The organism is Krasilnikoviella flava (genome assembly GCF_900167525.1).
GTDB lineage: Bacteria > Actinomycetota > Actinomycetes > Actinomycetales > Cellulomonadaceae > Isoptericola > Isoptericola flavus.
Genome location: NZ_FUZQ01000001.1, coordinates 374163 through 396306 on the forward strand (window position 1 = coordinate 374163; position 22144 = coordinate 396306).

The 22144-nt window shown below is 74.1% G+C and carries 25 protein-coding genes; 9 read left to right on the forward strand and 16 right to left on the reverse strand.

Annotation, left to right across the window (positions count from 1 at the left end; genetic code table 11):
• Positions 1-157: 157 nt before the first annotated feature.
• The 3 genes from B5Y66_RS01450 to B5Y66_RS22110 all read left to right on the forward strand — a co-directional run bounded on the left by B5Y66_RS01450 (position 158) and on the right by B5Y66_RS22110 (position 3242).
• Positions 158-751 (forward strand): biotin transporter BioY, encoded by a 594-nt coding sequence (locus B5Y66_RS01450; protein WP_079570021.1) that lies wholly within the window; start codon positions 158-160, stop codon positions 749-751.
• 269 nt (positions 752-1020) lie between these two features.
• Positions 1021-2319, forward strand: a complete 1299-nt coding sequence (locus tag B5Y66_RS22105; RefSeq protein ID WP_139820668.1) for a Glu/Leu/Phe/Val family dehydrogenase — start codon at positions 1021-1023, stop codon at positions 2317-2319.
• Positions 2320-2399: 80 nt separating this feature from the next.
• Positions 2400-3242 (forward strand): putative protein N(5)-glutamine methyltransferase, encoded by an 843-nt coding sequence (locus B5Y66_RS22110; RefSeq protein WP_245806852.1) that lies wholly within the window; start codon positions 2400-2402, stop codon positions 3240-3242.
• Position 3243: 1 nt separating this feature from the next.
• On the opposite strand, the gene hemQ is transcribed toward B5Y66_RS22110, so the two are convergent.
• The 7 genes from hemQ to B5Y66_RS01490 form a co-directional block, all read right to left on the reverse strand.
• Positions 3244-4008 carry a hydrogen peroxide-dependent heme synthase gene (gene hemQ / locus B5Y66_RS01460; RefSeq protein WP_079570024.1) on the reverse strand — a complete coding sequence of 255 codons (765 nt, stop codon included), beginning with the start codon at positions 4006-4008 and terminating at the stop codon, positions 3244-3246.
• 44 nt (positions 4009-4052) lie between these two features.
• Positions 4053-5198 carry a ferrochelatase gene (locus tag B5Y66_RS01465; RefSeq protein ID WP_079570027.1) on the reverse strand — a complete coding sequence of 382 codons (1146 nt, stop codon included), beginning with the start codon at positions 5196-5198 and terminating at the stop codon, positions 4053-4055.
• Positions 5199-5308: 110 nt separating this feature from the next.
• Complete coding sequence (locus B5Y66_RS01470) at positions 5309-5824, reverse strand: MarR family winged helix-turn-helix transcriptional regulator (RefSeq protein WP_245806853.1); 516 nt, start codon at positions 5822-5824, stop codon at positions 5309-5311.
• 68 nt (positions 5825-5892) lie between these two features.
• Positions 5893-6576, reverse strand: coding sequence for a response regulator (locus B5Y66_RS01475; RefSeq protein ID WP_079570029.1), 684 nt, complete (start codon positions 6574-6576; stop codon positions 5893-5895).
• A complete protein-coding gene (locus B5Y66_RS01480; protein WP_079571627.1) occupies positions 6573-7766 on the reverse strand; it encodes a sensor histidine kinase in 1194 nt (397 codons plus the stop codon). The genes B5Y66_RS01475 and B5Y66_RS01480 overlap by 4 nt, the downstream gene beginning before the upstream one ends.
• Positions 7767-7793: 27 nt before the next feature.
• Positions 7794-8582 carry a hypothetical protein gene (locus B5Y66_RS01485; RefSeq protein WP_079570034.1) on the reverse strand — a complete coding sequence of 263 codons (789 nt, stop codon included), beginning with the start codon at positions 8580-8582 and terminating at the stop codon, positions 7794-7796.
• A gap of 100 nt (positions 8583-8682) precedes the next feature.
• Positions 8683-9438 carry an isoprenyl transferase gene (locus B5Y66_RS01490; protein WP_176168780.1) on the reverse strand — a complete coding sequence of 252 codons (756 nt, stop codon included), beginning with the start codon at positions 9436-9438 and terminating at the stop codon, positions 8683-8685.
• 349 nt (positions 9439-9787) lie between these two features.
• On the opposite strand from B5Y66_RS01490, the gene trhA reads away from it, so the two are divergent.
• Positions 9788-10471 (forward strand): PAQR family membrane homeostasis protein TrhA, encoded by a 684-nt coding sequence (gene trhA, locus B5Y66_RS01495; RefSeq protein WP_245806929.1) that lies wholly within the window; start codon positions 9788-9790, stop codon positions 10469-10471.
• Between the two features lie 28 nt (positions 10472-10499).
• Here the strand turns inward: trhA and B5Y66_RS01500 are convergent, their stop codons facing one another.
• Genes B5Y66_RS01500 through mca form a run of 3 tightly spaced genes read right to left on the reverse strand, consistent with a single transcriptional unit; the run spans position 10500 to position 12702 of the window.
• Positions 10500-11465 (reverse strand): carbon-nitrogen hydrolase family protein, encoded by a 966-nt coding sequence (locus tag B5Y66_RS01500; protein ID WP_079570039.1) that lies wholly within the window; start codon positions 11463-11465, stop codon positions 10500-10502.
• The gene (locus B5Y66_RS01505) at positions 11462-11830 is read right to left on the reverse strand and encodes a hypothetical protein (protein WP_079570042.1); all 369 of its coding nucleotides are present in this window, start codon (positions 11828-11830) and stop codon (positions 11462-11464) included. Before B5Y66_RS01505 ends, B5Y66_RS01500 begins: the two co-directional genes overlap by 4 nt.
• Positions 11827-12702: a mycothiol conjugate amidase Mca gene (gene mca, locus B5Y66_RS01510; RefSeq protein WP_079570044.1), complete on the reverse strand. Its 876-nt coding sequence runs from the start codon at positions 12700-12702 to the stop codon at positions 11827-11829. The genes B5Y66_RS01505 and mca overlap by 4 nt, the downstream gene beginning before the upstream one ends.
• A gap of 106 nt (positions 12703-12808) precedes the next feature.
• On the opposite strand from mca, the gene B5Y66_RS01515 reads away from it, so the two are divergent.
• The 5 genes from B5Y66_RS01515 to B5Y66_RS01535 all read left to right on the forward strand — a co-directional run bounded on the left by B5Y66_RS01515 (position 12809) and on the right by B5Y66_RS01535 (position 16696).
• Positions 12809-13228 carry a DUF4307 domain-containing protein gene (locus B5Y66_RS01515; protein ID WP_079570047.1) on the forward strand — a complete coding sequence of 140 codons (420 nt, stop codon included), beginning with the start codon at positions 12809-12811 and terminating at the stop codon, positions 13226-13228.
• A 201-nt stretch (positions 13229-13429) separates the two neighbouring features.
• Positions 13430-13912, forward strand: a complete 483-nt coding sequence (gene greA, locus B5Y66_RS01520; protein ID WP_079570050.1) for a transcription elongation factor GreA — start codon at positions 13430-13432, stop codon at positions 13910-13912.
• Positions 13913-14187: 275 nt separating this feature from the next.
• Positions 14188-14811 (forward strand): diaminobutyrate acetyltransferase, encoded by a 624-nt coding sequence (gene ectA, locus B5Y66_RS22645; protein ID WP_079570054.1) that lies wholly within the window; start codon positions 14188-14190, stop codon positions 14809-14811.
• A gap of 119 nt (positions 14812-14930) precedes the next feature.
• The gene (ectB, locus tag B5Y66_RS22650) at positions 14931-16229 is read left to right on the forward strand and encodes a diaminobutyrate--2-oxoglutarate transaminase (protein WP_217700702.1); all 1299 of its coding nucleotides are present in this window, start codon (positions 14931-14933) and stop codon (positions 16227-16229) included.
• Positions 16230-16279: 50 nt separating this feature from the next.
• Entirely contained in the window at positions 16280-16696 is a 417-nt protein-coding gene (locus tag B5Y66_RS01535; RefSeq protein ID WP_079570057.1) for an ectoine synthase, read from the forward strand.
• A 78-nt stretch (positions 16697-16774) separates the two neighbouring features.
• Here B5Y66_RS01535 and B5Y66_RS01540 read toward each other — a convergent pair whose 3' ends face one another.
• The 6 genes from B5Y66_RS01540 to B5Y66_RS01565 form a co-directional block, all read right to left on the reverse strand.
• Positions 16775-18100, reverse strand: a complete 1326-nt coding sequence (locus B5Y66_RS01540) for an RNA polymerase sigma factor (RefSeq protein ID WP_079570059.1) — start codon at positions 18098-18100, stop codon at positions 16775-16777.
• Positions 18097-18441 (reverse strand): YciI family protein, encoded by a 345-nt coding sequence (locus B5Y66_RS01545; RefSeq protein ID WP_079570062.1) that lies wholly within the window; start codon positions 18439-18441, stop codon positions 18097-18099. Before B5Y66_RS01545 ends, B5Y66_RS01540 begins: the two co-directional genes overlap by 4 nt.
• Positions 18441-18815 (reverse strand): YciI family protein, encoded by a 375-nt coding sequence (locus B5Y66_RS01550; RefSeq protein ID WP_245806854.1) that lies wholly within the window; start codon positions 18813-18815, stop codon positions 18441-18443. The genes B5Y66_RS01545 and B5Y66_RS01550 overlap by 1 nt, the downstream gene beginning before the upstream one ends.
• Positions 18816-18926: 111 nt before the next feature.
• Positions 18927-19814: a carbohydrate ABC transporter permease gene (locus B5Y66_RS01555; protein ID WP_245806855.1), complete on the reverse strand. Its 888-nt coding sequence runs from the start codon at positions 19812-19814 to the stop codon at positions 18927-18929.
• Entirely contained in the window at positions 19811-20782 is a 972-nt protein-coding gene (locus B5Y66_RS01560; RefSeq protein WP_245806856.1) for a carbohydrate ABC transporter permease, read from the reverse strand. Before B5Y66_RS01560 ends, B5Y66_RS01555 begins: the two co-directional genes overlap by 4 nt.
• Positions 20766-22079 (reverse strand): ABC transporter substrate-binding protein, encoded by a 1314-nt coding sequence (locus tag B5Y66_RS01565; RefSeq protein ID WP_079570065.1) that lies wholly within the window; start codon positions 22077-22079, stop codon positions 20766-20768. The genes B5Y66_RS01560 and B5Y66_RS01565 overlap by 17 nt, the downstream gene beginning before the upstream one ends.
• Between the last annotated feature and the right edge of the window lie 65 nt (positions 22080-22144).

Below are 22144 nucleotides of genomic sequence, written 5' to 3' on the forward strand. Positions count from 1 at the left end.
GACACGCCGTCGGTCGCCGTGCACGATTCCCACAACGATCGTGCTCCGGCACGCCGCTCGCGGCTGACCGTGTGTACGACCTGCACAAACGAGGCGCCCGGACTCGGGAGGCACTCCTGCGTGACCCGCCCGGCCGCGCGCACCTAGCGTCGTCGTCATGACCGCAGCCGCCCTCCCCCTCGCCCCCGCCCGCCCGCACCGCGTCCTCGCGGACCTCCTGCCCGGGGCCCTGGCCCGCGACGCCGTGCTCGTCGTCGCCGTGGCCGCCCTCACCGCGCTGGCGGCCCAGGTCGTGATCCCGGTGCCCGGGCTGCCGGTGCCGCTCACCGGCCAGACGTTCGCCGTGCTGCTGGGCGCCGCCGCCCTCGGCCCGTGGCGCGGGGCCGCCGCGCAGGGGGTCTACCTCGCCGCCGGCGTCGGCGGCCTGCCGGTGTTCGCCGGTGCGACGGCGGGCTGGCAGTCCGTCGCCGGCGCGTCCGGCGGCTACCTCGTCGGATTCCTCCTGGCCGGCGTGATCGTCGGCGCGCTCGCACGTCGTGGCGCCGACCGCCGCGTGCTGTCCACCGTCGGCACCTACGCCCTCGGCACCCTCGCCGTGTACGCGGTCGGCGTGCCGTGGCTGGCCGTGAGCACCGGGATGCCCCTGGGCGCCGCCCTGCTCACCGGCGCCGTCGTCTTCCTTCCCGGCGACGCGCTCAAGGCCGCCCTCGCCGCCGCCCTGCTGCCGACGGCGTGGCGGCTCGCGCGCTGACCCTCGGCACCGTCGTCCGCCGCCCGTCGTCCGCCGGTTGAGCTTGTCGAAACCTAGGCTTCCGGTGTCGACAAGCTCAACCAGCGCCATGGCCGGGTCAACGCTCGGACACGGCTCCGCAACCCTCGGGTTTCGCCCGCCGAGGCGGGCGCGAGAGGGGCTACGGTGGGCGCCGAGGCCCACCATCCCGGGCCGCGCCACCCCTGCCGGGCCCTCACCCGGGGTCACCGGCACCGTGTCCTGGAGGACCCGTGACGACGACGACGTCGATGACCTCGACAGCTCTGCCCGACACCCCGGCCGGTCCCGCCGGTCCCGCCCCCCGCGCCGGCTCCCCGCTCGCCACCGCGCACAGCCAGCTCGCCAGCGCCGTAGCCGTGCTCGGCTACGACGAGGGCCAGCACCAGATGCTCGCCACCCCGCGCCGCGAGATCCACGTGGCCGTGCCGCTCGGCCGCGACGACGGCGAGACGGCCCTGTTCCACGGCTTCCGCGTGCAGCACAACATCTCCCGCGGCCCCGGCAAGGGCGGGCTGCGGTACGCGCCCGGCGTCGACATCGACGAGGTGCGGGCGCTGGCCATGTGGATGACGTGGAAGTGCGGCATCGTCGACCTCCCGTACGGCGGCGCCAAGGGCGGCATCGCCATCGACCCGCGCGACTACTCGACGGCCGAGCTGGAGCGCGTCACCCGGCGGTACACGTCGGAGATCATGCCCATGATCGGCCCGGACACCGACGTCATGGCCCCCGACATGGGCACCGACGAGCAGACCATGGCCTGGGTCATGGACACCTACTCCGTCAACCGCGGGTACACGATCCCCGCCGTCGTGACCGGCAAGCCGCTGGCCGTGGGCGGCTCCCGCGGGCGCGGCACCGCCACCAGCGCCGGCATCGTGCACGTCACCGCCGCCGCCCTGGGCGAGGCCGGCGTGCCCCTGGACGGCGTCACCGTCGCGGTGCAGGGCTTCGGCAAGGTCGGCTCGCACGCCGCCGCGATCTTCGCGGCCCGCGGCGCCACCGTCGTGGCGGTGAGCGACCAGTACGGCGGCCTCCGCAACGACGCCGGCCTCGACATGGGCCGCCTGCTCGCGCACGTCGCCGCGACCGGCTCCGTCGTCGGCTTCGACGGCGCGGACCCGCTGTCGAACGACGAGCTGCTCGCCCTCGACGTCGACGTCCTCGTGCCCGCCGCGGTCGAGGGCGTGCTCGACGACGTCACGGCCGCGCGCGTCCGGGCACGCTGGGTCGTCGAGGGTGCCAACGGCCCGACCACCACCGAGGGCGACCGGGTCCTCGCGAAGAACGGCGTCACGGTGGTGCCGGACGTGCTCGCCAACGCCGGCGGTGTCGTCGTCTCCTACTTCGAGTGGGTGCAGGCGAACCAGACGTACTGGTGGTCGGAGCAGGAGATCGCGGACAAGCTGGAGCACCGCATGACCTCCGCGTACGGGGACGTCTCCGCGCTCGCGAGGCGCGAGTGCCTGTCGCTGCGCGACGCCGCGCTCGTCATCGGCGTGCAGCGCACCGCCGAGGCCCACCGCATCCGAGGGCTGTACCCCTGAGCACCACCGACACCCCGAGCCCGCGGTCCGCGGCCGGCGACCGGGAGCTCCTGGTCGCGCGGTTGCGGGCCGCGGGCTGCGTGTTCGCCGAGGACGAGGCGGCGCTGCTGCTCGACGCCGTCACGAGCCAGGTACCGGCCCCTCGGGGCGGCAGCTCGCGCTCGGGGCGGCAGCTCGAACTGCTGCCCCGAGCGCGAACTGCCGACGTCGTCGATGTCGCGCGCCTCGAGGAGCTCGTCGCCAGACGCGTCGCGGGCGAGCCGCTGGAGCACGTGCTGGGCTGGGTCGCGTTCGCCGGCAGGCGCTGGTCGGTCGGGCCCGGGGTGTTCGTGCCGCGGCGCCGCACCGAGCTGATGGTCTCGGCCGCGCTGGCGCTGCCCGCGCCGGCCACGGTGCTCGACCTGTGCTGCGGGTGCGGCGCGGTCGGCGGGTCCGTGCTGCTCGGCCTGCGGGCCGCCGGGGCACGGCCCGTGCTGCACGCGAGCGACGTCGAGCCGGCCGCCGTGGTGCACACGCGCCGCAACCTGGAGCCGCTCGGCGCCGCCGTGCACGAGGGCGACCTGCTGGGCGCCGTCCCCGCCATCCTGCGGGGCCGCGTCGACCTGCTGCTGTGCAACGCGCCCTACGTGCCGACCGCCGCCATCGCGACCATGCCGCCAGAGGCGCGCGACCACGAGCCGACGGTCGCGCTGGACGGCGGCACCGACGGCCTCGACGTCCTGCGCCGCGTCGTGGCCGCCGCCCCGGGCTGGCTCGCGCCCGGCGGGTCGCTGCTGTTCGAGGTGGGCACGGACCAGGTGCCCGGTGCGACGGCGCTGGTCACCGCCCACGGCCTGCGCGCGGCCGTCGTCACGGACGAGGACCCGGACGACGACGACGCCACCGGCGGCACGGTCGTCGTCGCCACCCTGAGGGCGAGGTAGTTCAGGCGCGGGGCTGCTTCTCCGCCCAGTCGGCGAGGGTGACACGCGGGCCGGTGAAGAACGGCACCTCGTCGCGCACGTGGCGGCGGGCCTCGGTGGCCCGCAGGTCACGCATGAGGTCCACGATCCTGTGCAGCTCGTCGGCCTCGAACGCCAGCAGCCACTCGTAGTCGCTCAGCGCGAACGTGCTCATGGTGTTGGCGCGCACGTCCTTGTAGCCGGCCGCGGCCATGCCGTGGTCGCGCAGCATGGTGCGGCGCTCGGCGTCCGGCAGCAGGTACCAGTCGTAGGAGCGCACGAACGGGTACACCGACAGGTAGTCACGCGGACGCTCGCCGGCGAGGAACGCGGGCACGTGGCCCTTGTTGAACTCGGCGGCGCGGTGCAGAGCCACGACCGACCACTCCGGCGCGAGGGCCGACCCGAGCCGGGAGGCGCGCAGCCGCTGATAGGCACCCTGCACCGCCTCGACGGACGAGCCGTGCACCCACACCATGAGGTCGGCGTCGGCGCGAAGCCCTGCGACGTCGTACACGCCGCGCACGACGACGTCGCCCTCGGCGCGGGCGGCGTCACGGGCGTCGTCGGGCTGGCCGTCCCACAGCGCGGCCTCCGCCTCGGCGGCGACCTCGGCGCGCTCGGCGTCGCCGGCCGGCAGGGGCTCCGCGAGGGAGAAGACCGCGATCATCGCGTACCGGATGGAGCCGTTGATCGCGGCGGCGTCGACGCTCTCGCCGGTGTCGCCGTGGATGTGGCTGTCGGTCATGACGTCCTCTCGGTGCGGGTCAGGTGCAGGTCGGGGAGTGCGGGTCAGGAGTGCAGGTCGACGCTGCAGAGGGCGGGGACGCCGCTGGGCTCGCCGTCGCGCCGCAGGCAGCAGCCGGGCGCGCACACGGACCGGAACGCGGGGAGGTTGCCGACCGTCTCCTCCGCGACCTCCTCGCCGCGAGCGATCGCCGCGCGCTCGAGGAGCAGGTCCACCAGGCCGGACACGAACACCGGCCGGGTGCCGACGGTGCCCGCTCGCACGGCGGTCATGCCCAGCTCGGTGGCGGTGGCCATCGCCTCGGTGTCGAGGTCGTAGGCCACCTCCATGTGGTCGGAGACGAAGCCGATCGGGGACAGGACGACGTCCTTGAGCCCCTCGCCGGCCCGCTCGGTGAGCAGGTCGTTGACGTCGGGCTCGAGCCACGGCTGCGAGGGCGGGCCGGAGCGCGAGCAGTACGCGAGCTCCCACTCGACGGCGTGCCCGCGCACCTCGGACACGACCGCGGCGATGACCGCGGCCACATCGAGGTGCTGCGCGGAGTAGGTGGCGTGCGAGACCCGGGACGCCTCCTCCATCGTGTTGGGGATGGAGTGCGTGACGAAGACGAGCTTGGCCGCGGCCGGGTCGCCGCCCTTCGCCTCGAGTGCCTCGTACCCCTCGAGCACGGCCTCGGCGTTGGCCGCGACGAAGCCGGGGTGATTGAAGTAGGAGCGGATCTTGTCGAACTGCACGCCGGTGGAGCCGTCGGAGCCGAGCTGGCCGCGCCTCTCCAGCGTCACCGCGAGGTCCTCGCGGTACTGGCGGCAGCCGGAGTAGGACGAGTACGCGGACGTCACGAGCGCGACGGCGCGCTGCGCCCCCACCCGCTCGAGCTCGTCGATCGCGTCGGTGGTGTAGGGCTCCCAGTTGCGGTTGCCCCACACGACGGGCAGGTCGATCCCGCGGTCGGCGAGCTCGGCCTCGAGCGCCGCCTTCAGCGCGAGGTTCTGCTCGTTGATCGGGCTCTTGCCGCCGAAGCCGTAGTAGTGCTCGCCGACCTCCTCGAGCCGCTCGTCGGGGATCCCCTTGCCTGCGGTCACGTTGCGGAGGAACGGGACCACGTCCTCCGGCTTGTTGGGACCACCGAAGGAGTACAGGAGCAGGGCGTCGTAGGGGCCGGCATCGGCCGACTGGGGGGTCAGCGACATGACTGCCATCCTCGCACCAGGGCGCGGCCCGGCCCGCCGAGAAGGCCCGTGCTGCGACGTGACGTTGATGGCACGCCTTGTCATCTCGGCCCGGCGACCCGGTCCGTGGGTCAGCTCGACGGCCGGTCCGGGATCTCCGCCTGGGCCAGCCGCAGCCGGTCCAGCAGGTCGCGCAGCTGTTCCAGCTCGTCCGCGGCAAGCCCCGGGGCCACGTACTCCGCGATCGTGCGCACGTGGGCGAGACCGGTCTCGCGCTGCCGCCGCGCTCCCTCGGGGGTGAGCCGCACCAGGGTGCCGCGGGCGTCGTCCGCGGGCACGGACCGCGCCACGAGGCCGCGCGCCTCGAGACGCTCGACCATCCGTGACAGCGACGACTGCGCGATGAGCATCCCCTCGTTGAGGTCCCGCAGCCGCAGCTCGCCCTGCGGCGCGCGCGACAGGGTGAACAGCACGTCGTACTCGCGCATCGTGAGGTCGTGCCAGATGTCGTCGGCCTGGAACCGGCGCATCAGCGTGACCTGCGCGCGGAACAGGGACTCCCACGCCTCGGCGGCGAGGCGGACGTCCGCGGTGGGCCGGGGCTCGGGCGGGGGTGGGGACGTCGTCGTCGGCTCGGGCGGGGTCACCGTGGCAGTGTGCCGCAGGCCTCCGACGGACGCGCGCTCGATGTCGCGGCGGGTCGTGCGCGGCACCCTCACGTGCGTCTCCCGTCGCCGACGAGACCGGTCTCGTAGGCGACGATGACGAGCTGCGCCCGGTCGCGGGCGTGCAGCTTGGCGAGCAGGTGGCCGATGTGGGTCTTCACCGTGGCGAGGCTCACCCGGAGGTGCTCCGCGATCTCCGTGTTCGACAGCCCGCGCGCGACCAGGCCCAGCACCTCCAGCTCACGGTCCGTGACCCCCTCCAGGGATCGGGCGGGAGGCCGGCCCGGCTCGGCGCGACGGGCGAACTCGGCGATGAGCCGGCGGGTGACCGACGGTGCGAGGAGCGCCTGGCCGGCGGCCACCACCCCCACGGCGGCCAGGACGTCGGTGGGCGGCGAGTCCTTCAGGAGGAACCCGGCCGCACCGGCGCGCAGGGCGGCGTAGACGTACTCGTCCAGGTCGAAGGTCGTGAGCATGAGGACACGGACGCCGGCGAGCGCGGGGTCCGCGCTGATCCGGCGGGTCGCCTCGATCCCGTCGAGCACCGGCATCCGCACGTCCATCAGGACGACGTCGGGCAGCTCGCGCCGGGCGAGCTCGACGGCCTCCGCACCCGTCGCGGCCTCGCCGACGGCGGTCATCCCCGGCGCGTGCGAGACCAGGAGGCGAAAGCTTCCGCGCACCATGGCCTGGTCGTCCGCCACCAGCACCCGGACCGGAGCGTCGCCGGTCATGCGGGACGCCCGTCGCCGACCGGGAGCCGGGCGGACAGCGCGAACCCCCCGCGGGGGCCAGGCCCGGCCGCGAACGTCCCGCCGTGGAGCCCGACCCGCTCCCGCACCCCGAGCAGCCCGTGACCGCCCGGCAGCGTCCGGTGCCCGTGCCGGCGTCCGCGGGGCGGCCCCTCGTCCACGACGTCGACGCGGACCTCGCCCGTCCTCCCGTCACCGGTCTCGTCGGACCCGTCGGGACCGGCGACCGTGACCGTGCAGCGGGTCGGCGCGGCGTGCCGCACCACGTTGGTCAGCGCCTCCTGGACGATCCGGTGGACGGTGGCCTGCACCCCCTCGGGGAGACGGGCCGTGCCGTCGACCGTGAGGACCACGTCGACCCCTGCGCGCCGTGCGTCGGCCGCCAGCGCGTCCAGGCCGCCGAGGCCGGGGGCAGGGCCTCGCGGCGCCCCGTCGCTGCGTAGCACCCCGAGCGTGCGGCGCATCTCGTCGAGCGCGCTCCTGCTGGTCTCCTCGATGTCGTGCAGGGCCGCGCGCGTCTCCCCCGGCGCCGCCTCCGCGACGTGGCCGGCCACGCCTGCCCGGACTGCGATGAGGCTGAGGTGGTGGGAGACGATGTCGTGCATCTCGCGGGCGATCCGGAGCCGTTCCTCCTCGAGCGCCCGCTCGGACTCGTACCGCCGTCGCCGCTCGGCGTCGGCGCGCCTGCCGCGCACCACGGAGCCGGCCGTCCAGGCGCCGCCGACCACCAGCACCACGAGCGCGACCAGGCCCAGTGCCCCCTGCGGGCCCTCCGTCGGGGTGACGACCGCCCCGCCGACGTAGACGGCGACCCCCGCCACCGGGAGGACGACCGCGAGGGCCGCCGTCGAGCGCCGCGTCGGCTCGGCGAGCGCGACGAGATAGGCGGCCAGGCCTGCCGCGGCGTAGGGCTCGCGGACCATGTCCAGCATCGTCGCGACCACCAGGGCAGCGACGACCGTCGCGAGGACGGGGACCGGCCGGAGGCGGCGTGCCGCGACCGGCAGGCCCGCCGCGGCGGCGACCAGGTAGCCCAGCCAGAGCGGCCCGGCGTAGCTGGCCTGGCCGTCGTCCGACCCCAGCCGGACGAAGACGACGTAGACCGCGGTCAGGGCGAGCGCGACCGCGGCGTCGACCAGCAGCAGCGGGCGGCTCCCCGCCTCGGGCCTCATGGCCCGACCGTAGCCGAGCGTGTCCACTCAGCCGGCCTGACCGAGCAGCGTGAGCACCACGACGACCAGCGACGTCGTGGTCACCCACCGCAGCGCCGTCGCGCGCCCGGGGCGAGGGCGGGCGCGCAGGAGGGAGACCCCCAGCGGGACGAGCGCGACACCGAGGCCGGCCAGGGCCAGCAGCGACAGCGGCGTCGTGCCCTTGAGGACGCCCAGGGGCAGCATCGCCGCCAGCCCGAGCGCGACCGCGCGCCAGGCGCCGAGCACCCCGGCGCGCCACGCCCCGACCGCGAGGACGACCCACCCGGCGAGCACCGCGAGGTTCAGGGCGGAGAACACGTGGAAGGCGCCGTACCCGGCCGAGACGGCGGCGGTGGCGGCATCGGCGCCCTGGGCACGCACGAGCTGGAACGCCAGGTGGTCCACCCCGGCGTGGAACGCCCGGGCGAACAGTCCGGAGACGGCCAGGACCCCGCCCCACAGGGCCCAGCCGGGCCGGCGCGTGCCGATGCGGGACGCGAGCGCGACGACGGCCGGCCACAGCAGCACGTTCCCGGCGGCGAACAGGCCGTACGCGGCGGACATCAGCACCGGGCGCTCCTGGAACGCCGCGAGCTGGTCGGGGTAGAAGAAATGGACACGGGCCCGCAGCAATGCCCCGGCGAGCATCAGGAGCGGGCCGAGCACCATGGCGGTGCCCCCCACCCAGCGGCCGGGGAAGCCCAGCGCCTGCCACCGCTCGACGGGGAGGAGGGAACGGAGGCGGGCGACGAGCGTCGTGGTCGGCTCGCCCGAGGGGGCGGTCTGTGCGGTCATGCCACGACCCTGTCCCGTGGCGCGCCGCCGGACATCGGATCAGGGCATGGATCTCGACGTCATCCCCAGGGATGACGCGGACGACCGACGACCCGGGCGATCAGCGCCCGAGCCGCCGCTCCCGGCGGGAGAAGTCGCGCAGGGCGCGCAGGAAGTCGACGCGCCGGAAGTCGGGCCAGTACGCCTCGCAGAAGTAGAGCTCGGAGTGCGCGCTCTGCCACATGAGGAAGCCGCCCACGCGGAGCTCCCCCGACGTGCGGATCACGAGCTCAGGGTCCGGCTGGCCCTTGGTGTACAGGTGGGCGGCGATGTCGTCGACGTCGATCCGCTCGGCCAGCTCCTCGAGCGTGGCACCGTGCGCCGCCTCCTGCGTGAGGTAGGAGCGGACGGCGTCGGCGATCTCGTGCCGGCCGCCGTACCCGATCGCGACGTTCACCTGCAGCCCCTGGACGTCCGCGGTGCCGTCTGCGGCGGCGCGGACGGCGTCCGCGAGCTCGGCCGGCAGCAGGTCGAGGCGACCCATGACCCGCAGCCGCCACCGCCGCGACTCGGCGAGGTCCTGGACGGCGTCGCGGATGATGTCGAGCAGGTCGGTGAGCTCGCCCGCGGGGCGCGCGAGGTTGTCGGTCGACAGCATCCACAGGGTGACGACCTCGACGCCCAGCTCCTCGGCCCAGCCCAGGAACTCCGTGATCTTGTCCGCGCCCCGGCGGTGCCCGGTGGCCGCCGCCTCCCCGAACGACCGGGCCCAGCGCCGGTTGCCGTCGAGGATGACGCCGACGTGCCGGGGGGTCTGCGCCGTCGGCAGCGAGGCGGCGAGGCGCCGCTCGTACAGGCCGTAGAGCAGGTGGGGCATGTGCACGCGGGACCTCGGGGGTTCGGGCCGCACCATGGGCGCGCGACGGCGCGGGCACCCGGCGGGCAGGGACGGACGGAGAGCGGGTCAACGGTACCGCTCCCCCGCACCCGCCTGACCAGCGCTCCCGTGCCCGCCGGGTCGTCCCGCAACCCCCACGCATGATCTTCACAGCGTGCGTTCGACCCGGCCCCGGCGCGTCCCCTACGCTGACGTAACCTACGCAAGCGTAGGTTGATCGAGGAGCAAGGAGACCACCGTGGCAGCTGCTGCCCAGCCGAACGACCACCGGGCCGACCGCCTCGACGTCTCCGACGTCGCGGAGGTGGCCCGCGAGGCGAAGGTCGTCGTGGGCGACGCCGTGCACACCGCGTCGACGGCCGCCGCCGGGAAGGCCGCTCTCCTCAAGCCCCACCTGCGCGGCTGGATCCACGCCGTGACGACCCCGCTGGCGCTGGCCGCCGCGATCGTGCTCGTCGTGCTGGCCGACACGACGGCCGACAAGATCGCGTGCGCGGTCTTCGGCCTCACCGCCGTCATGCTGTTCGGCACCAGCGCCGTCTACCACCTCGGCACCGGCACCTGGTCGCCGCGGACCGCCGCCGTGCTGCGACGCCTGGACCACGCGAACATCTTCCTCATCATCGCGGGCACGTACACGCCGCTGGCCGTGATGCTGCTGCCCCGCGACACCGCCACCGTGCTGCTCGCCGTCGTGTGGAGCGGCGCGATCCTGGGCCTGGTGGCCCGGGTGCTGTGGATGAGCGCACCGCGCTGGCTGTACGTACCCGTCTACGTCGCGCTCGGCTGCGTGGCCGTCGGCTACATCCCGCAGTTCTCCGCCTCGGGCGGCCCGGCCGTCGCCTGGCTCGTCGCCGCGGGCGGCGCGGCGTACATCCTCGGCGCCGTCGTGTACGGCACCAAGCGCCCGAACCCGTCGCCCCGCTGGTTCGGGTTCCACGAGATCTTCCACGTGCTCACCGTGGTCGGCTTCACGTGCCACACCGTGGCGATCTACCTGGCGGCCCTGTGACCGCCCGGCCTCGTGACCGCGGCCCGAGTCAGGTCGCCGGCACCACGAGGTAGCGCCGGTTCGCCAGCGACGGGTTCTGCCGGCGCACCTGCGCCAGCGGCTCCGGGTCGAGGTCCACGGTGCGCACCTGCGGGGACTCGTCGAGCTCGAGACCGACCACGCCGTCCGGCCCGGCCAGCAGGGATCGGCCCACCAGGCCGGGGCCGGACATCCCGACGCCGATCACCACCGCCGTGTTCTCGATCGCCCGCGCACGCAGCAGGGTGCGCCAGTGGTCCGCCTTGAGGGGCCCGTCCACCCACGCCGCCGGTACGACGATGACGTCCGCGCCGGCGTCCACGAGGCGGCGCGCCGACTCCGGGAAGCGCAGGTCGTAGCAGGTGACGACCCCGAACGTGAGGTCGCCCAGCCGGATCACGAGCGGCGGCACGTTGGCGGGCCCCGGCTCGAGCCGGTCGGACTCCCGGGTGCCGAACGCGTCGTAGAGGTGCACCTTGCGGTACGCGCCGACGAGGGACCCGGTGGCGTCGACGGCGACGACCGTGTTGAAGGCGCGCGTCGGGGGCTCCGGCTGCGAGCCGACCGTCGGCGTCGTCCCGGTGATCGCCGGCAGCGACCCCGTGACCGCCGGGAACGCACCGGTCACCGCCGGGAAGGAGCCGGTGACCGCGGGGAACGTGCCGCTCACGGCCGGGTGCTGCCCCGTGCCCGCCGCGGGCGCGCCGTACGCGGGCAGGGTGGTGCCGGCCACCACCGCGATGCGGTAGCGCGCGGCGTGCTGGCGCAGGGCCGTGACGAACGGGCCGTCGAGCGGCTCGGCGTGCTCGACGCCGACGCCGTGCGGGTCGTAGCCGGAGGAGTACTCGGGCAGCACCAGCAGGTCGGCGCCTACCCGGCCGGCGGCGAGGAACGCCTCGGCGACCGCCTCACGGTTCGCGTCGTGGTCGGCCGTGACCGCGAGCTGGCCGACCGTGACGCGCACCGTGGCGCTCATCGGCCCGCCCGGCCGTCCGTCTCGTCGCTCGTCCCGCCGTCCGGCCCGCCCTGCGGCCCGTCACCATCGTCGGGCCGGTCGTCGGGCCGGCTCTCGGGCGAGGCGGCGTCGTCGTCCGGGCGCCGGAAGCCCAGGTGCTTGGGCTCCTGGAGCGGGATCCCCTGCTCCTCGGCGTTGTGCTGGGCGCGGCGCAGGTGCCGGGTGAGCGACAGGAACAGCAGCACGCACGCGACCGCCACGGCGAAGGTCGCGACGAAGCCCGCCAGGCCCGGCGTCACCTGCAGCTCGTCCGGGCCCTGGCTCGGGCTGGGACTCGGGCTGGGCGCCGCGGCGAGCGCGGGCAGCAGCGTCCCGACGATGCTCATCGGTCACCCTCCCGCACGCCGGCGAACAGGTCGTCCTCGGGCAACGCCGTCGGCACGCGCGAGTCCGCGAGCTCGTACTCCTCGGTGGGCCACACGTCGGCCTCGAGGTCGCGCGGCACGGCGAAGAAGAACCCGTCCGGGTCGATCTGCGACGCGTGCGCCACGAGCGCGGAGTCCCGCTGGGTGAAGAAGTCCGCCACGGCGACGTGGGTGGTCGCCTCGCGCTCGGGGATCTCGCGAGCCGTTCGCGACTCGATCCAGTCGCCGAACGGCGACTCCAGCCCGGCGCCCTGCATCGCCTCGTGCACGGCGCGCATGCGCGCCATCGAGAATCCGTGGTTGTAGTAGAGCTTGAGCGGCTCCCAGGGCTCGGCGCCGCCCTCGACGACGTACCGGGAGCCGTCGCCGGCCGCGTGGTACGCCTCGACGGCCACCTCGTGGCACTTGATGTGGTCCGGGTGCGGGTACCCGCCGGACGGGTCGTAGGTCGTGATGACGTGCGGCCGGAACTCGCGCACGAGCTCCACCAGCGGCGCGGCCGCCTCGGCGGGCGGCACGAGGCCGAACGACCCCTCGGGCAGGGGCGGCAGCGGGTCGCCCTCCGGCAGGCCGGAGTCGACGAAACCGAGCCAGGTCTGACGCACGCCGAGCGCCTCGGCCGCGGCAGCCATCTCCAGCCGGCGCACGGCCCGGCGGCCCTCGATCGTCTCGAACTCGTGCCCCGCGGGGACCTCGAAGCTCGGGTTGAGCACGTCGCCCCGCTCGCCCCCGGTGCAGGTCACGACGAGGACCTCGACACCTTCGGCGGCGTACCGCGCGGTGGTCGCGGCCCCCTTGCTGGACTCGTCGTCCGGGTGCGCGTGCACCGCCATCAGACGCAGGGGCTCGGACGGCGCCGCGGGCGGCGCGGAGGAGGCGGAGGACAAGGTCCCTCCCGGGGTGACGGTCGGCAGCAGGGTTCAGGGACAATGGTGCACCATGAGCGAGCCCGTCAGCCCCACTCCCCCCGCCGACCGGTACGGCACGCACCAGGGCCGGCGCGGCCTCGGGACCGGGGCCAAGGTGGCGATCGGCGCCGTGCTCGCGGCGGCCGTCGCCGTGGCCGCCTGGTTCTCCGTGGAGCAGAACCGTCGCGACCCCGTGACCGTGGACGTCGTCGGCTTCGACGTGCGCGACGCCGAGCAGGTGGACGTGACGTTCCAGGTGCACATGCCGCCCGGCACGACGGCGGTCTGCGAGGTCGAGGCGCTGGCGCAGAGCTACGCCCAGGTGGGCACCCTCGAGGTACCGGTCGGCCCCAGCGACAAGCAGACCTCCACGTACACGGTCACGCTCCGCACGTCCGAAGAGGCCACCACGGCGGTCGTCGAGTCCTGCGACGTCCCCGACCCCTCCTGACCCCTGCGGGGACGTCCCGGGCACGCCACCACCGACGGTCACCCTGTTCGCCCAGGGCAGAGACCTGGGTTCTGACGCATCGCCGGGCTATCCTGAGGGATTCACACGCAGTCCTGCCCCAGCCGACGCGCGTGCCGACGCCCGTCGGTTGCCCGCGCACGGCCGAAACAGGCCAACGAGCACCACGAAAGGAGAGCCCTCGTGACCGAGAGCACCGTCACCTGGCTCACCCAGGAGGCTCACGACCGGCTGCAGGCCGAGCTGGAGCACCTCTCTGGCCCCGCCCGCACCGAGATCGCCGAGCGCATCGCCGCCGCCCGCGACGAGGGCGACCTCAAGGAGAACGGCGGCTACCACGCCGCCCGTGAGGAGCAGGCGAAGAACGAGGCCCGCATCCGCGAGCTCGCCGAGAAGCTGAGGCACGTGCAGGTCGGCACGCCCGCGGACGACGGCGTCGTCGAGGCCGGCATGGTCGTCACCGCCGTGGTCGCCGGGGACGAGATGACGTTCCTGCTCGGTTCCCGCGAGATCGCCGGCACCACCGACCTCGACGTGTACTCGCCGACGTCGCCGCTCGGCGCCGCGATCGACGGGCACCGCATCGGCGAGAAGGCGGCGTACACCGCGCCGAACGGTCGCGAGATCCCCGTCGAGATCCTCAAGGCCACGCCCTTCGCCGGCTGACCTCTCCCGGGCGACGCCCGGACCCGACGCATGCCGATGGGCGTGCCCGTCCCCACGGGCACGCCCATCGTCGTCTCCAGGGTCCCCGCCCCCGTTCGTCTCACACTCCGAGACGAATGACGCTCCATAGATCCGTCGATGATCCGTCGATGGTCATCGCGACCTTTCGGCGCGCTGGCAACGATCCTCGGCGCTCCCGGCACGGTCTGCTGGTCGAGGAATGGTCATGGTCGAGGTGAACTTTCCCCCGCGATACGTCTATGGTCGATGGCGGTATGGACACGACGGACCCCGCAACGACCAACCACCCGACCGACGACAGCTCGACCGGCGCCCCGGGCACCACGGCGTCGCCCCGCACCGCGCAGCCCCTCGCAGGCCTCACGGTCCGCCCGCCGACGACCGCGGACGGTGCCGCGATGTGGCGCCTGGCGCGCGACTCGGGCTCGCTCGACCTCAACTCCTCCTACGCGTACCTGCTGCTGGCGGACCACTTCGCCGCGACCTGCCGCCTCGCCTTCCTGGGCGACGGCTCCGCGGGGGACGGCGCCGAGGGCACGCCCGTGGGCTTCCTGTCCGCGTACCGGCTGCCTGCCGACCCCGCCACGCTGTTCGTGTGGCAGGTCGCCGTCGACCCGCGGGCCCGCGGCCGGCGCGTCGCGGGGCGGCTGCTGGACGCCGTCGTCGACGCGGCGGCGGACGACGGCGGGCCCCCCGTGACCCGGTTGCACACCACCGTGACCACCGACAACACGTCGTCGCGTCGCGTGTTCGCGCGCTGGGCCGCCGAGCGCGGCGCGACGCTCCGCGAGACCTCGGGCTACGAGGCCGCCCACTTCCCGGACGGCCACGAGGCCGAGCCGCTGCTGGTGATCGAGGGCATCCGCCCTCCTCGTTGACGGGGTCCACGACCAGGTCCAGCACAGACCACGGGTTGCGCCGGTTCGGCGCGCAGGTGACGACGCAGCCCACCCACCACGACTCGCACCGGCGCGCACCACCTCAAGGAGTGTCCTTCGTGACAACCCCGACCGTCCCCACCACCGAGGCGTCCGCCGCCGGCGACCCGCTGGGCTTCACCGCCCTCGAGTCGGAGGTTCGCAGCTACTCGCGCTCCTGGCCCGTCGTGTTCGACCGGGCCACCGGGGCGACGGTGCACGCCGAGGACGGCACCGAGTACCTCGACTTCTTCGCCGGCGCCGGCACGCTGAACTACGGCCACAACAACCCGCTGCTGAAGCAGGTGCTGCTGGACTACCTGACGGACGACCGCATGGTGCACACGCTCGACATGTTCACCTCGGCGCGGCGCGAGTTCCTCGAGACGTTCAGCGAGGTGATCCTGCGCCCCCGCGGCCTGGACCACAAGGTCGTGTTCCCCGGCCCGGGCGGCGCCAACGCGGTGGAGGCGGCGCTGAAGCTCGCGCGCAAGGTGACGGGCCGCGAGTCGGTCATCAACTTCACCAACGCCTTCCACGGCATGACGCTGGGCGCGCTGTCCGTGACGGGCAACTCCATGAAGCGCGGGGGCGCCGGGATCCCCCTGGTGCACGCCACCCCCATGCCGTACGACGACTACTTCGACGGCGACGTGCCCGACTTCGTGTACCTCGAGCGCCTGCTCGACGACAGCGGCTCGGGCCTCAACGCGCCGGCCGCCGTCATCGTCGAGACGGTGCAGGGCGAGGGCGGCATCAACGCCGCGCGCGCCGAGTGGCTGCGCGGGCTGGCCGACCTCTGCAAGCGGCACGACATCCTGCTGATCCTCGACGACATCCAGATGGGCTGCGGCCGCACGGGCGCGTTCTTCTCGTTCGAGGAGGCCGGCATCGTGCCGGACATCATCTGCCTCTCGAAGTCGATCTCCGGCTACGGCCTGCCGATGGCGCTCACCCTGGTGCGCCCCGAGCTGGACATCTGGGAGCCGGGCGAGCACAACGGCACGTTCCGCGGCTTCGCGCCCGCGTTCGCGACGGCGTCGGAGGCGATCCGCACCTACTGGTCGGACGACACCCTCGAGCGCTCCACGATCGACAAGGGCGCGCTGGTCGAGGCGCACTTCAACTCCCTGGTCGCCCGGTACGGCGACGATGTGCTGGTGGCCAAGGGCCGCGGCCTCGCGCGCGGCCTGCAGACGCCGGACGGCGAGACCGCCACCCGCATCTGCGACGAGGCGTTCTCGCGCGGGCTGCTCATGGAGACCTCGGGCCCCAACGGGGAGGTCGTCAAGCTGCTGCCGCCGCTGACCATCACGTACGACGAGCTGCAGCGCGGCCTGAAGATCATCAGCGAGTCGGTCGCCGCCGTCCTGGACTGACACCCCGCCCCGTCCACCCCACCGCACCCGAACCACCGGAGGTACCACCCATGCTCGTGCGCACGCTCGACGAGATCACCGACACCGACGCCGACGTCAAGAGCGAGAACTGGCGCTCGAAGCGCATCATCCTGGCGAAGGAGGGCGTGGGCTTCTCCGTGCACGAGACCACCCTGTACGCCGGCACCGAGAGCTTCTTCTGGTACGCCAACCACATCGAGGCCGTCTTCATCACGTCCGGCGAGGGCGAGATCGAGGACCTCGGCACCGGCGAGGTGCACCAGCTGAAGCCGGGCTCGCTGTACCTGCTCAACGACCACGACAAGCACAAGGTGCGCCCGCGCACCGACATCACGTGCGTGTGCGTGTTCAACCCGCCGGTCACGGGTCGCGAGGTGCACGACGAGAACGGCGTCTACCCGCTCGTCACCGAGCCGACCGCCGAGCCGGAGCCCGCCGCGGTCTGATCGACGACCCCGCCGGTCGCGCCTGTCGAGACCCGGGACGAGGTCTCGACAGGCTCGACCACCGGGTCCGGCCCCGCCTCAGCCCGCGTCCGGGGCGGAGGCGCCGCCCAGGGCGGCGAGGCGGGAGCGCAGCAGCCGGCGGTCGCCCTCGCGGTCGACCTGGTCGAGGGCGCGCCGCAGCTCGACGACGGCGTCGGCGGGCCGCCCCGCGCGGGTCAGCAGGTCGGCGCGCAGCGCCGGGAGCAGGTGGTAGCTCGCCAGCGCCGGGTCCCGGGCGACGGCGTCGACGGCGGACAGCCCGGCCTCGACCCCGTGCACCTCGGCCACCGCGACCGCGCGGTTGAGCGCGACGACGGGCGTGGGCGTCATCTCGAACAGCACGTCGTAGAGGGCCAGCACCTCGGCCCAGTCCGTCTCCCCCGCCGTCGCGGCCCGGCAGTGCAGCGCCGCGATCGCCGCCTGCACCTGATAGGGCCCCGGACGACGCACCGCGAGCGCGCCGTCGAGCACCGACAGCCCCTCGGTGATCTCGTCGCGGCGCCAGCGGGCGCGGTCCTGCTCCGCGAGGGTCCGCGAGACACCGTCGGACCCGGTCCGCGCACCGCGGCGCGCGTGCTGCAGCAGCAGGAGCGCGAGCAGGCCGCGGGCCTCGGGCTCGTCCGGCAGGAGCCGGGCGACGAGCCGCGCCAGGCGCACGGCGTCGCCCGCGAGCGCCCGGCGCTCGGCGCACCCCTCGACGTCGTCCGCGGGCTCCGCCCACGCGTCGTACCCCTCGGTGAACAGGACGTAGAGCACGGCGAGCACCGACGACGTGCGCTCGGGCCGCTGCGCGGGGGGCGGCACCCGGAACGCGATGCCCGTGGCCCGGATGCGGCGCTTGGCCCGCACGAGGCGCTGCGACATCGTCGCCTCCGGGACGAGGAAGGCCCGCGCCACCTGCGCCGTCGTCATGCCGGTCAGAGAGCGCAGGGTCAGCGTCACGCGCCCGTCGAGCGGCAGGGCGGGGTGGCAGCACGTGAACAGCAGGCGCAGCAGGTCGCCGTCCGGGTCGTCGGGAGTCCAGGCCTCGTCGTCCAGACCGCGCTCGACCTCGTCGTGCACCGCGTCGGGCGCCCTGCCGGGCCCGTCGACGCGCTCGCCCCGCCGTGCCGCGGCCTCGCTCTTGTCCGCCTCGACCCGGCGACGGCGCAGCACGTCGAGCGCGTGCCGGCGCGCCGTCGTCGTGAGCCACGCGCCCGGCCGCTCGGGGACGCCGTCGCGCCCCCACGTGCGCAGCGCCGTCGCGAACGCCTCCTGCGCGGACTCCTCGGCCAGGTCGAGGTCCCCCGTGGAGCGCACGACCGCGCCGAGGACGCGCCCCCACTCGCTGCGGAACGCGTCCTCGACGGCGGCGGACGGGGTCACTCCGGCCCGACCCCGTCCGTCGGCCAGAACGGGTGCACCTCCACCGTGCCCCCGCCCCAGGCGCCGGGGTGCTCGGCCGCGATCGCGAGCGCGGCGTCGAGGTCGGGCGCCTCGATCAGGTCGAAGCCCCCGATGACCTCCTTCGACTCGGTGAACGGCCCGTCCGTGACCAGGGTGCTTCCGTCGCGCACCCGGACGCGCCGCACGTCGGCGGCCGGCCGCAGCCGCTCCCCCAGCACGCGGGAGCCGTCGGCGTCGTGCCGGCGCACCCAGTCGACGATGTCGGCGTCCGGCCCGCGGTCGGGCACGTCGGGCTCGATCACCAGCAGCAGGTACCGCATCACGCCCGCCCCCCGTCGGAGGCGTCGTCGAGGCCCAGCGGCCAGAACGGCCGCAGCTCGATGGCGCCCGCGTGGGCCATGGGGTGCTCGCCGGCGATCGTGATCGCCGTGTCGAGGTCCGGGGCGTCGATGACGTCGAAGCCGCCGACCGCCTCCTTCGTCTCGGAGAACGGGCCGTCGGTGACGAGCGTGCGCCCGCCCCGCACCCGCACCCCGACCGCGTCGGCGGGCGGCCGGAGCCGGTCCCCCAGCACGGCGGTCCCGCTGCCGTAGTACTTCTCGACCCATCCCTCGATGGGCGGCGCGCCCGCGGCGTCCCCGGGCCGCAGCTCCGGGTCCTCGGGGGTGGACAGCACCAGCATCAGGTAGCGCACGACGTTCTCCTTCGGGTCGGATCCTCATCCTGCACGGCCCTGGTGGCCGTGTACATGAGGACGACGAACGGGAGCGCCCCCGACCGACACCCGGGGAGAAACTCGTACGGGCTACTTGATCCCCGTGCTCGCGATGCCCTGCACGAAGGTGCGCTGGAAGACGAGGAACACCACGAGCAACGGCACGACGGCCACCGTGGCGACGGCCATCACCGCTCCCCAGGGCGAGCTGAACGCGGGGTTGGACGTCAGGGTGGACAGCCCCACCGGCACGGTGAGGCTCTCGTTGCCCTGCAGCACCACCAGGGGCCACAGGAAGTCGTTCCAGCGGTTCATGAACCCGAGGATCACGAGCACCCCGACCAGCGGCCCGCAGGACGGCAGCACCACCCGGAAGAAGGTGCGCAGCTCCCCCGCGCCGTCGAGCCGCGCGGCCTCGATGAGCGCGTCGGGCACGCCGAGCATGAACTGGCGCGCGATGAAGATCCCGACGACGTCGAACAGGGTCGGCAGGATGACGGCCCAGGGCGAGTCGACCAGTCCCAGGCGCGCGACAACGAGGAACGCCGGGACGAGCGTCACCTGGATCGGGATCATGATCGTCACGAGGAACAGGGCGTACAGCAGGCCGCGGCCGCGGAAGCGGTACTTCGCGAGCGCGTAGCCGGCGCCGAGCGAGACGCACACGGACAGCGCCGTGCCGACCGTGGCGACGAGGAACGAGTTGCCCAGCCAGTGCCAGACCGGCTGCGTCGCGAAGACCTCGGTGAAGTTGCCGGTGGTCGGCGCGTCGGGCCACAGGTAGAACTCGCTGCTCTGCGACTGCCCGCCCGGGGTGAGGGCCGAGACGACCATCCAGTACAGCGGGAAGACGACGAGGATCGCGACGGCGGTGAGACCCGCCGTGAGCAGCCACCGGCGGCGGTGCGACCGGCGCTCGCGGGGCGAGCGGCCCGCCCGTACCGGGACGGGGCGCGCGGGGAGGACGGTGGTGGTCACAGGAGCTCCTCGGCTTTCTTCGTCGCCCGCTGCCGCAGCAGCGTGAAGACCAGCAGGATCAGGACGAGCAGCAGGCCGAGCGCGGCCGCGTAACCCATGCGGGCGTCGGCGAACGCGGACCGGAACACGTACTGGATGAGGACGGTCGTGGAGAAGCCGGGGCCGCCGCCGGTCATCACGTAGATGACGTCGAAGGCCTGCAGCGAGAACACGACGTTGAGGATGAGCAGGATCGACGTCGTCGGTGCCAGCATCGGCACGGTCAGCCGCCGGAACCGCTGCCAGCGGCTCGCGCCGTCGATCGCGGCGGCCTCGCGCAGCTCGGACGGGATCGACTGCAGCGCCCCGAGATAGATCACCATGCAGAAGCCGATGCGGGTCCACACGACGACGAGCACCAGCGTCACCATCGCGGTCCGCGGCGACGTCAGCCAGGGCAGCCCCTCGAGACCGACCGACCGCAGCGCGTTGTTCGCGACGCCGTAGTCCGGGTTGAAGATCCACGACATGATCACGCCGACCACGACGCCGGCCGCGACCATCGGCACGAAGAACAGCGCGCGCAGCAGGCCCCGACCCGGCAACGGCCGGTTGAGCGCGACGGCGAGCGCGAGACCGATCGCCATCGCGGTGGGCACGGTGCCGACGGTGAAGACCAGCGTGTTGAGCAGGGCGGTGCGCAGCAGCGGGTCGGACAGCATGGTCCGGTAGTTGTCGGCGCCGACCCACTGCCCGTCGCCGAGGGTCGCGGTGTCCTGGAAGGACAGTGCGACGGCGATGACGATCGGGACCAGCGAGAACGCGAGGAACAGCAGGCCCGCGGGGCCGACGAAGAGGTAGGGCGCCCAGCGGCCACGACGGCGGCCCGCGGGCCCGCCCGTCCTGGACGCCGCGCGCGCGACGTCCGCCGCCGGGGTGGCGGCCGTCGGCGCCTCCGGGGCCGTGAGGGTCTCACCGTGTGGTGACACTGCGCATCGCCTCCGTCATCTGGGCGCCGCACTCGGCGGGCGTGAGCTCGCCGAGGAAGCACAGGTCGAGGTAGTCCGCGAAGACCGAGTTGAGCGAGCTGAAGTACGGCCCCGACTGGGCCCGCACCATGGACAGCGGGATGGTCGCGGCCTGGTCGATGAACTGCTGCATCGTGGCCTCGTGCCGCTCGTAGCCGATGTCTGCCGCATCGAGCGAGGACCGCGCGGGCAGCCAGTTGCCGCGGCGGCAGAACTCGGCGACGTTCGTCCGGCTGGTGAGGAACGCGACGAGCTCCGCCGCCAGCTCGGGGTGCTTGCTGGACCTGGTCACGGCCAGGGCGTTGCCGCCCAGGTCGGACGCCTCGCCGCCGTTGCGGATCATGTACGTGGTGCCCCACTCGTCGGGCCGGGCCTCGTCGAGGGCCGCGATCGCCTCAGGGTTGTCCAGGAGCAGCCCGGTCTGGCCCGTGGTGAAGAGGTCGCGGCCGACGGCGCCGCCGCCGGACTTGCTCATGTTCGCCGGCGAGACGAGCCCGTCGGCGTACCAGCGCCGGCCGAAGTCCAGGGCCCCGACGGCGGCGTCGGTGTCCATGCTCGGCGTCTCGCCGTCCTCGCCGAGGAAAGCGCCGCCGTTCTGGTAGACGACGGGCATCCACCGGTACGCCGTCTCGGGGCCGCTCCAGCCGTAGCCGAAGCCGTACCGGCCGGTGATCTTCTGCGCCTCGCCCGCGATCTCGAGGAACTCGTCCCACTGCCATGCCTCGTCGAGGCTCTGCGGCACGTCGACGCCGATCTGCTCGATCACCCGCTTGTCGTAGTAGGTGATGAAGTTGTCGGTGTGCTGGAAGACGCCGAACAGGCCGTCGGCCTTGGCGCCGATGGCCCAGAACGGCTTCGACCAGTCGTCCTGGTAGTCGGCGGGCACCGCCCCGGTGAGGTCCACGAGGCTGCCGTTGGCGGCGTAGCGACCGATCTGCTGCGGGGTGATGCGGATGATGTCGGGCGCGAGGTCCGCCGCCAGGCGCGTGATGAACCACTGGTGGAACTGCCCGGTCGTGACCTCCACCGCGACGCTGGTGCCGGGGTGGGCGGCCACGAACTCGTCGGCGAGCGCCTGGTAGGACTCCAGGTCCAGCGGGATGTTCCACGAGGACAGCCGCAGGTGCTTCGTGCCGGTCGGGGCGCCGGAGCAGGCCGCGAGCGCCCCGGCCACGCTGATCCCGGCGACCGCCAGGAAGCTCCGGCGGGACAGCCGGCGCGCGGCCGGTCGCCTGCCAGGGACCACAGGGGTCGGCATGTCGTCTCCTCTTCGTCGAGGGTGGGCCGAGGGTCCGTCGAGACGGGCGGCCCCCGGGTGGCGGC

What these genes read in the sequence shown, in the direction of transcription:
- B5Y66_RS22105 (WP_139820668.1), top strand. Translation starts at nt 1,021, where the DNA reads ATGACCTCGACAGCTCTGCCCGACACCCCGGCCGGTCCCGCCGGTCCC.
- B5Y66_RS01565 (WP_079570065.1), bottom strand. Translation starts at nt 22,079, where the DNA reads ATGCCGACCCCTGTGGTCCCTGGCAGGCGACCGGCCGCGCGCCGGCTG.
- B5Y66_RS01500 (WP_079570039.1), bottom strand. Translation starts at nt 11,465, where the DNA reads ATGAGCGCCACGGTGCGCGTCACGGTCGGCCAGCTCGCGGTCACGGCC.
- ectA (WP_079570054.1), top strand. Translation starts at nt 14,188, where the DNA reads ATGGACACGACGGACCCCGCAACGACCAACCACCCGACCGACGACAGC.
- B5Y66_RS01490 (WP_176168780.1), bottom strand. Translation starts at nt 9,438, where the DNA reads ATGCCCCACCTGCTCTACGGCCTGTACGAGCGGCGCCTCGCCGCCTCG.
- B5Y66_RS01475 (WP_079570029.1), bottom strand. Translation starts at nt 6,576, where the DNA reads ATGACCGGCGACGCTCCGGTCCGGGTGCTGGTGGCGGACGACCAGGCC.
- mca (WP_079570044.1), bottom strand. Translation starts at nt 12,702, where the DNA reads ATGGCGGTGCACGCGCACCCGGACGACGAGTCCAGCAAGGGGGCCGCG.
- B5Y66_RS01465 (WP_079570027.1), bottom strand. Translation starts at nt 5,198, where the DNA reads ATGTCGCTGACCCCCCAGTCGGCCGATGCCGGCCCCTACGACGCCCTG.
- B5Y66_RS01480 (WP_079571627.1), bottom strand. Translation starts at nt 7,766, where the DNA reads ATGAGGCCCGAGGCGGGGAGCCGCCCGCTGCTGCTGGTCGACGCCGCG.
- B5Y66_RS01505 (WP_079570042.1), bottom strand. Translation starts at nt 11,830, where the DNA reads ATGAGCATCGTCGGGACGCTGCTGCCCGCGCTCGCCGCGGCGCCCAGC.
- B5Y66_RS01535 (WP_079570057.1), top strand. Translation starts at nt 16,280, where the DNA reads ATGCTCGTGCGCACGCTCGACGAGATCACCGACACCGACGCCGACGTC.
- B5Y66_RS01515 (WP_079570047.1), top strand. Translation starts at nt 12,809, where the DNA reads ATGAGCGAGCCCGTCAGCCCCACTCCCCCCGCCGACCGGTACGGCACG.
- B5Y66_RS01485 (WP_079570034.1), bottom strand. Translation starts at nt 8,582, where the DNA reads ATGACCGCACAGACCGCCCCCTCGGGCGAGCCGACCACGACGCTCGTC.
- B5Y66_RS01545 (WP_079570062.1), bottom strand. Translation starts at nt 18,441, where the DNA reads ATGCGGTACCTGCTGCTGGTGATCGAGCCCGACGTGCCCGACCGCGGG.
- hemQ (WP_079570024.1), bottom strand. Translation starts at nt 4,008, where the DNA reads ATGACCGACAGCCACATCCACGGCGACACCGGCGAGAGCGTCGACGCC.
- B5Y66_RS01450 (WP_079570021.1), top strand. Translation starts at nt 158, where the DNA reads ATGACCGCAGCCGCCCTCCCCCTCGCCCCCGCCCGCCCGCACCGCGTC.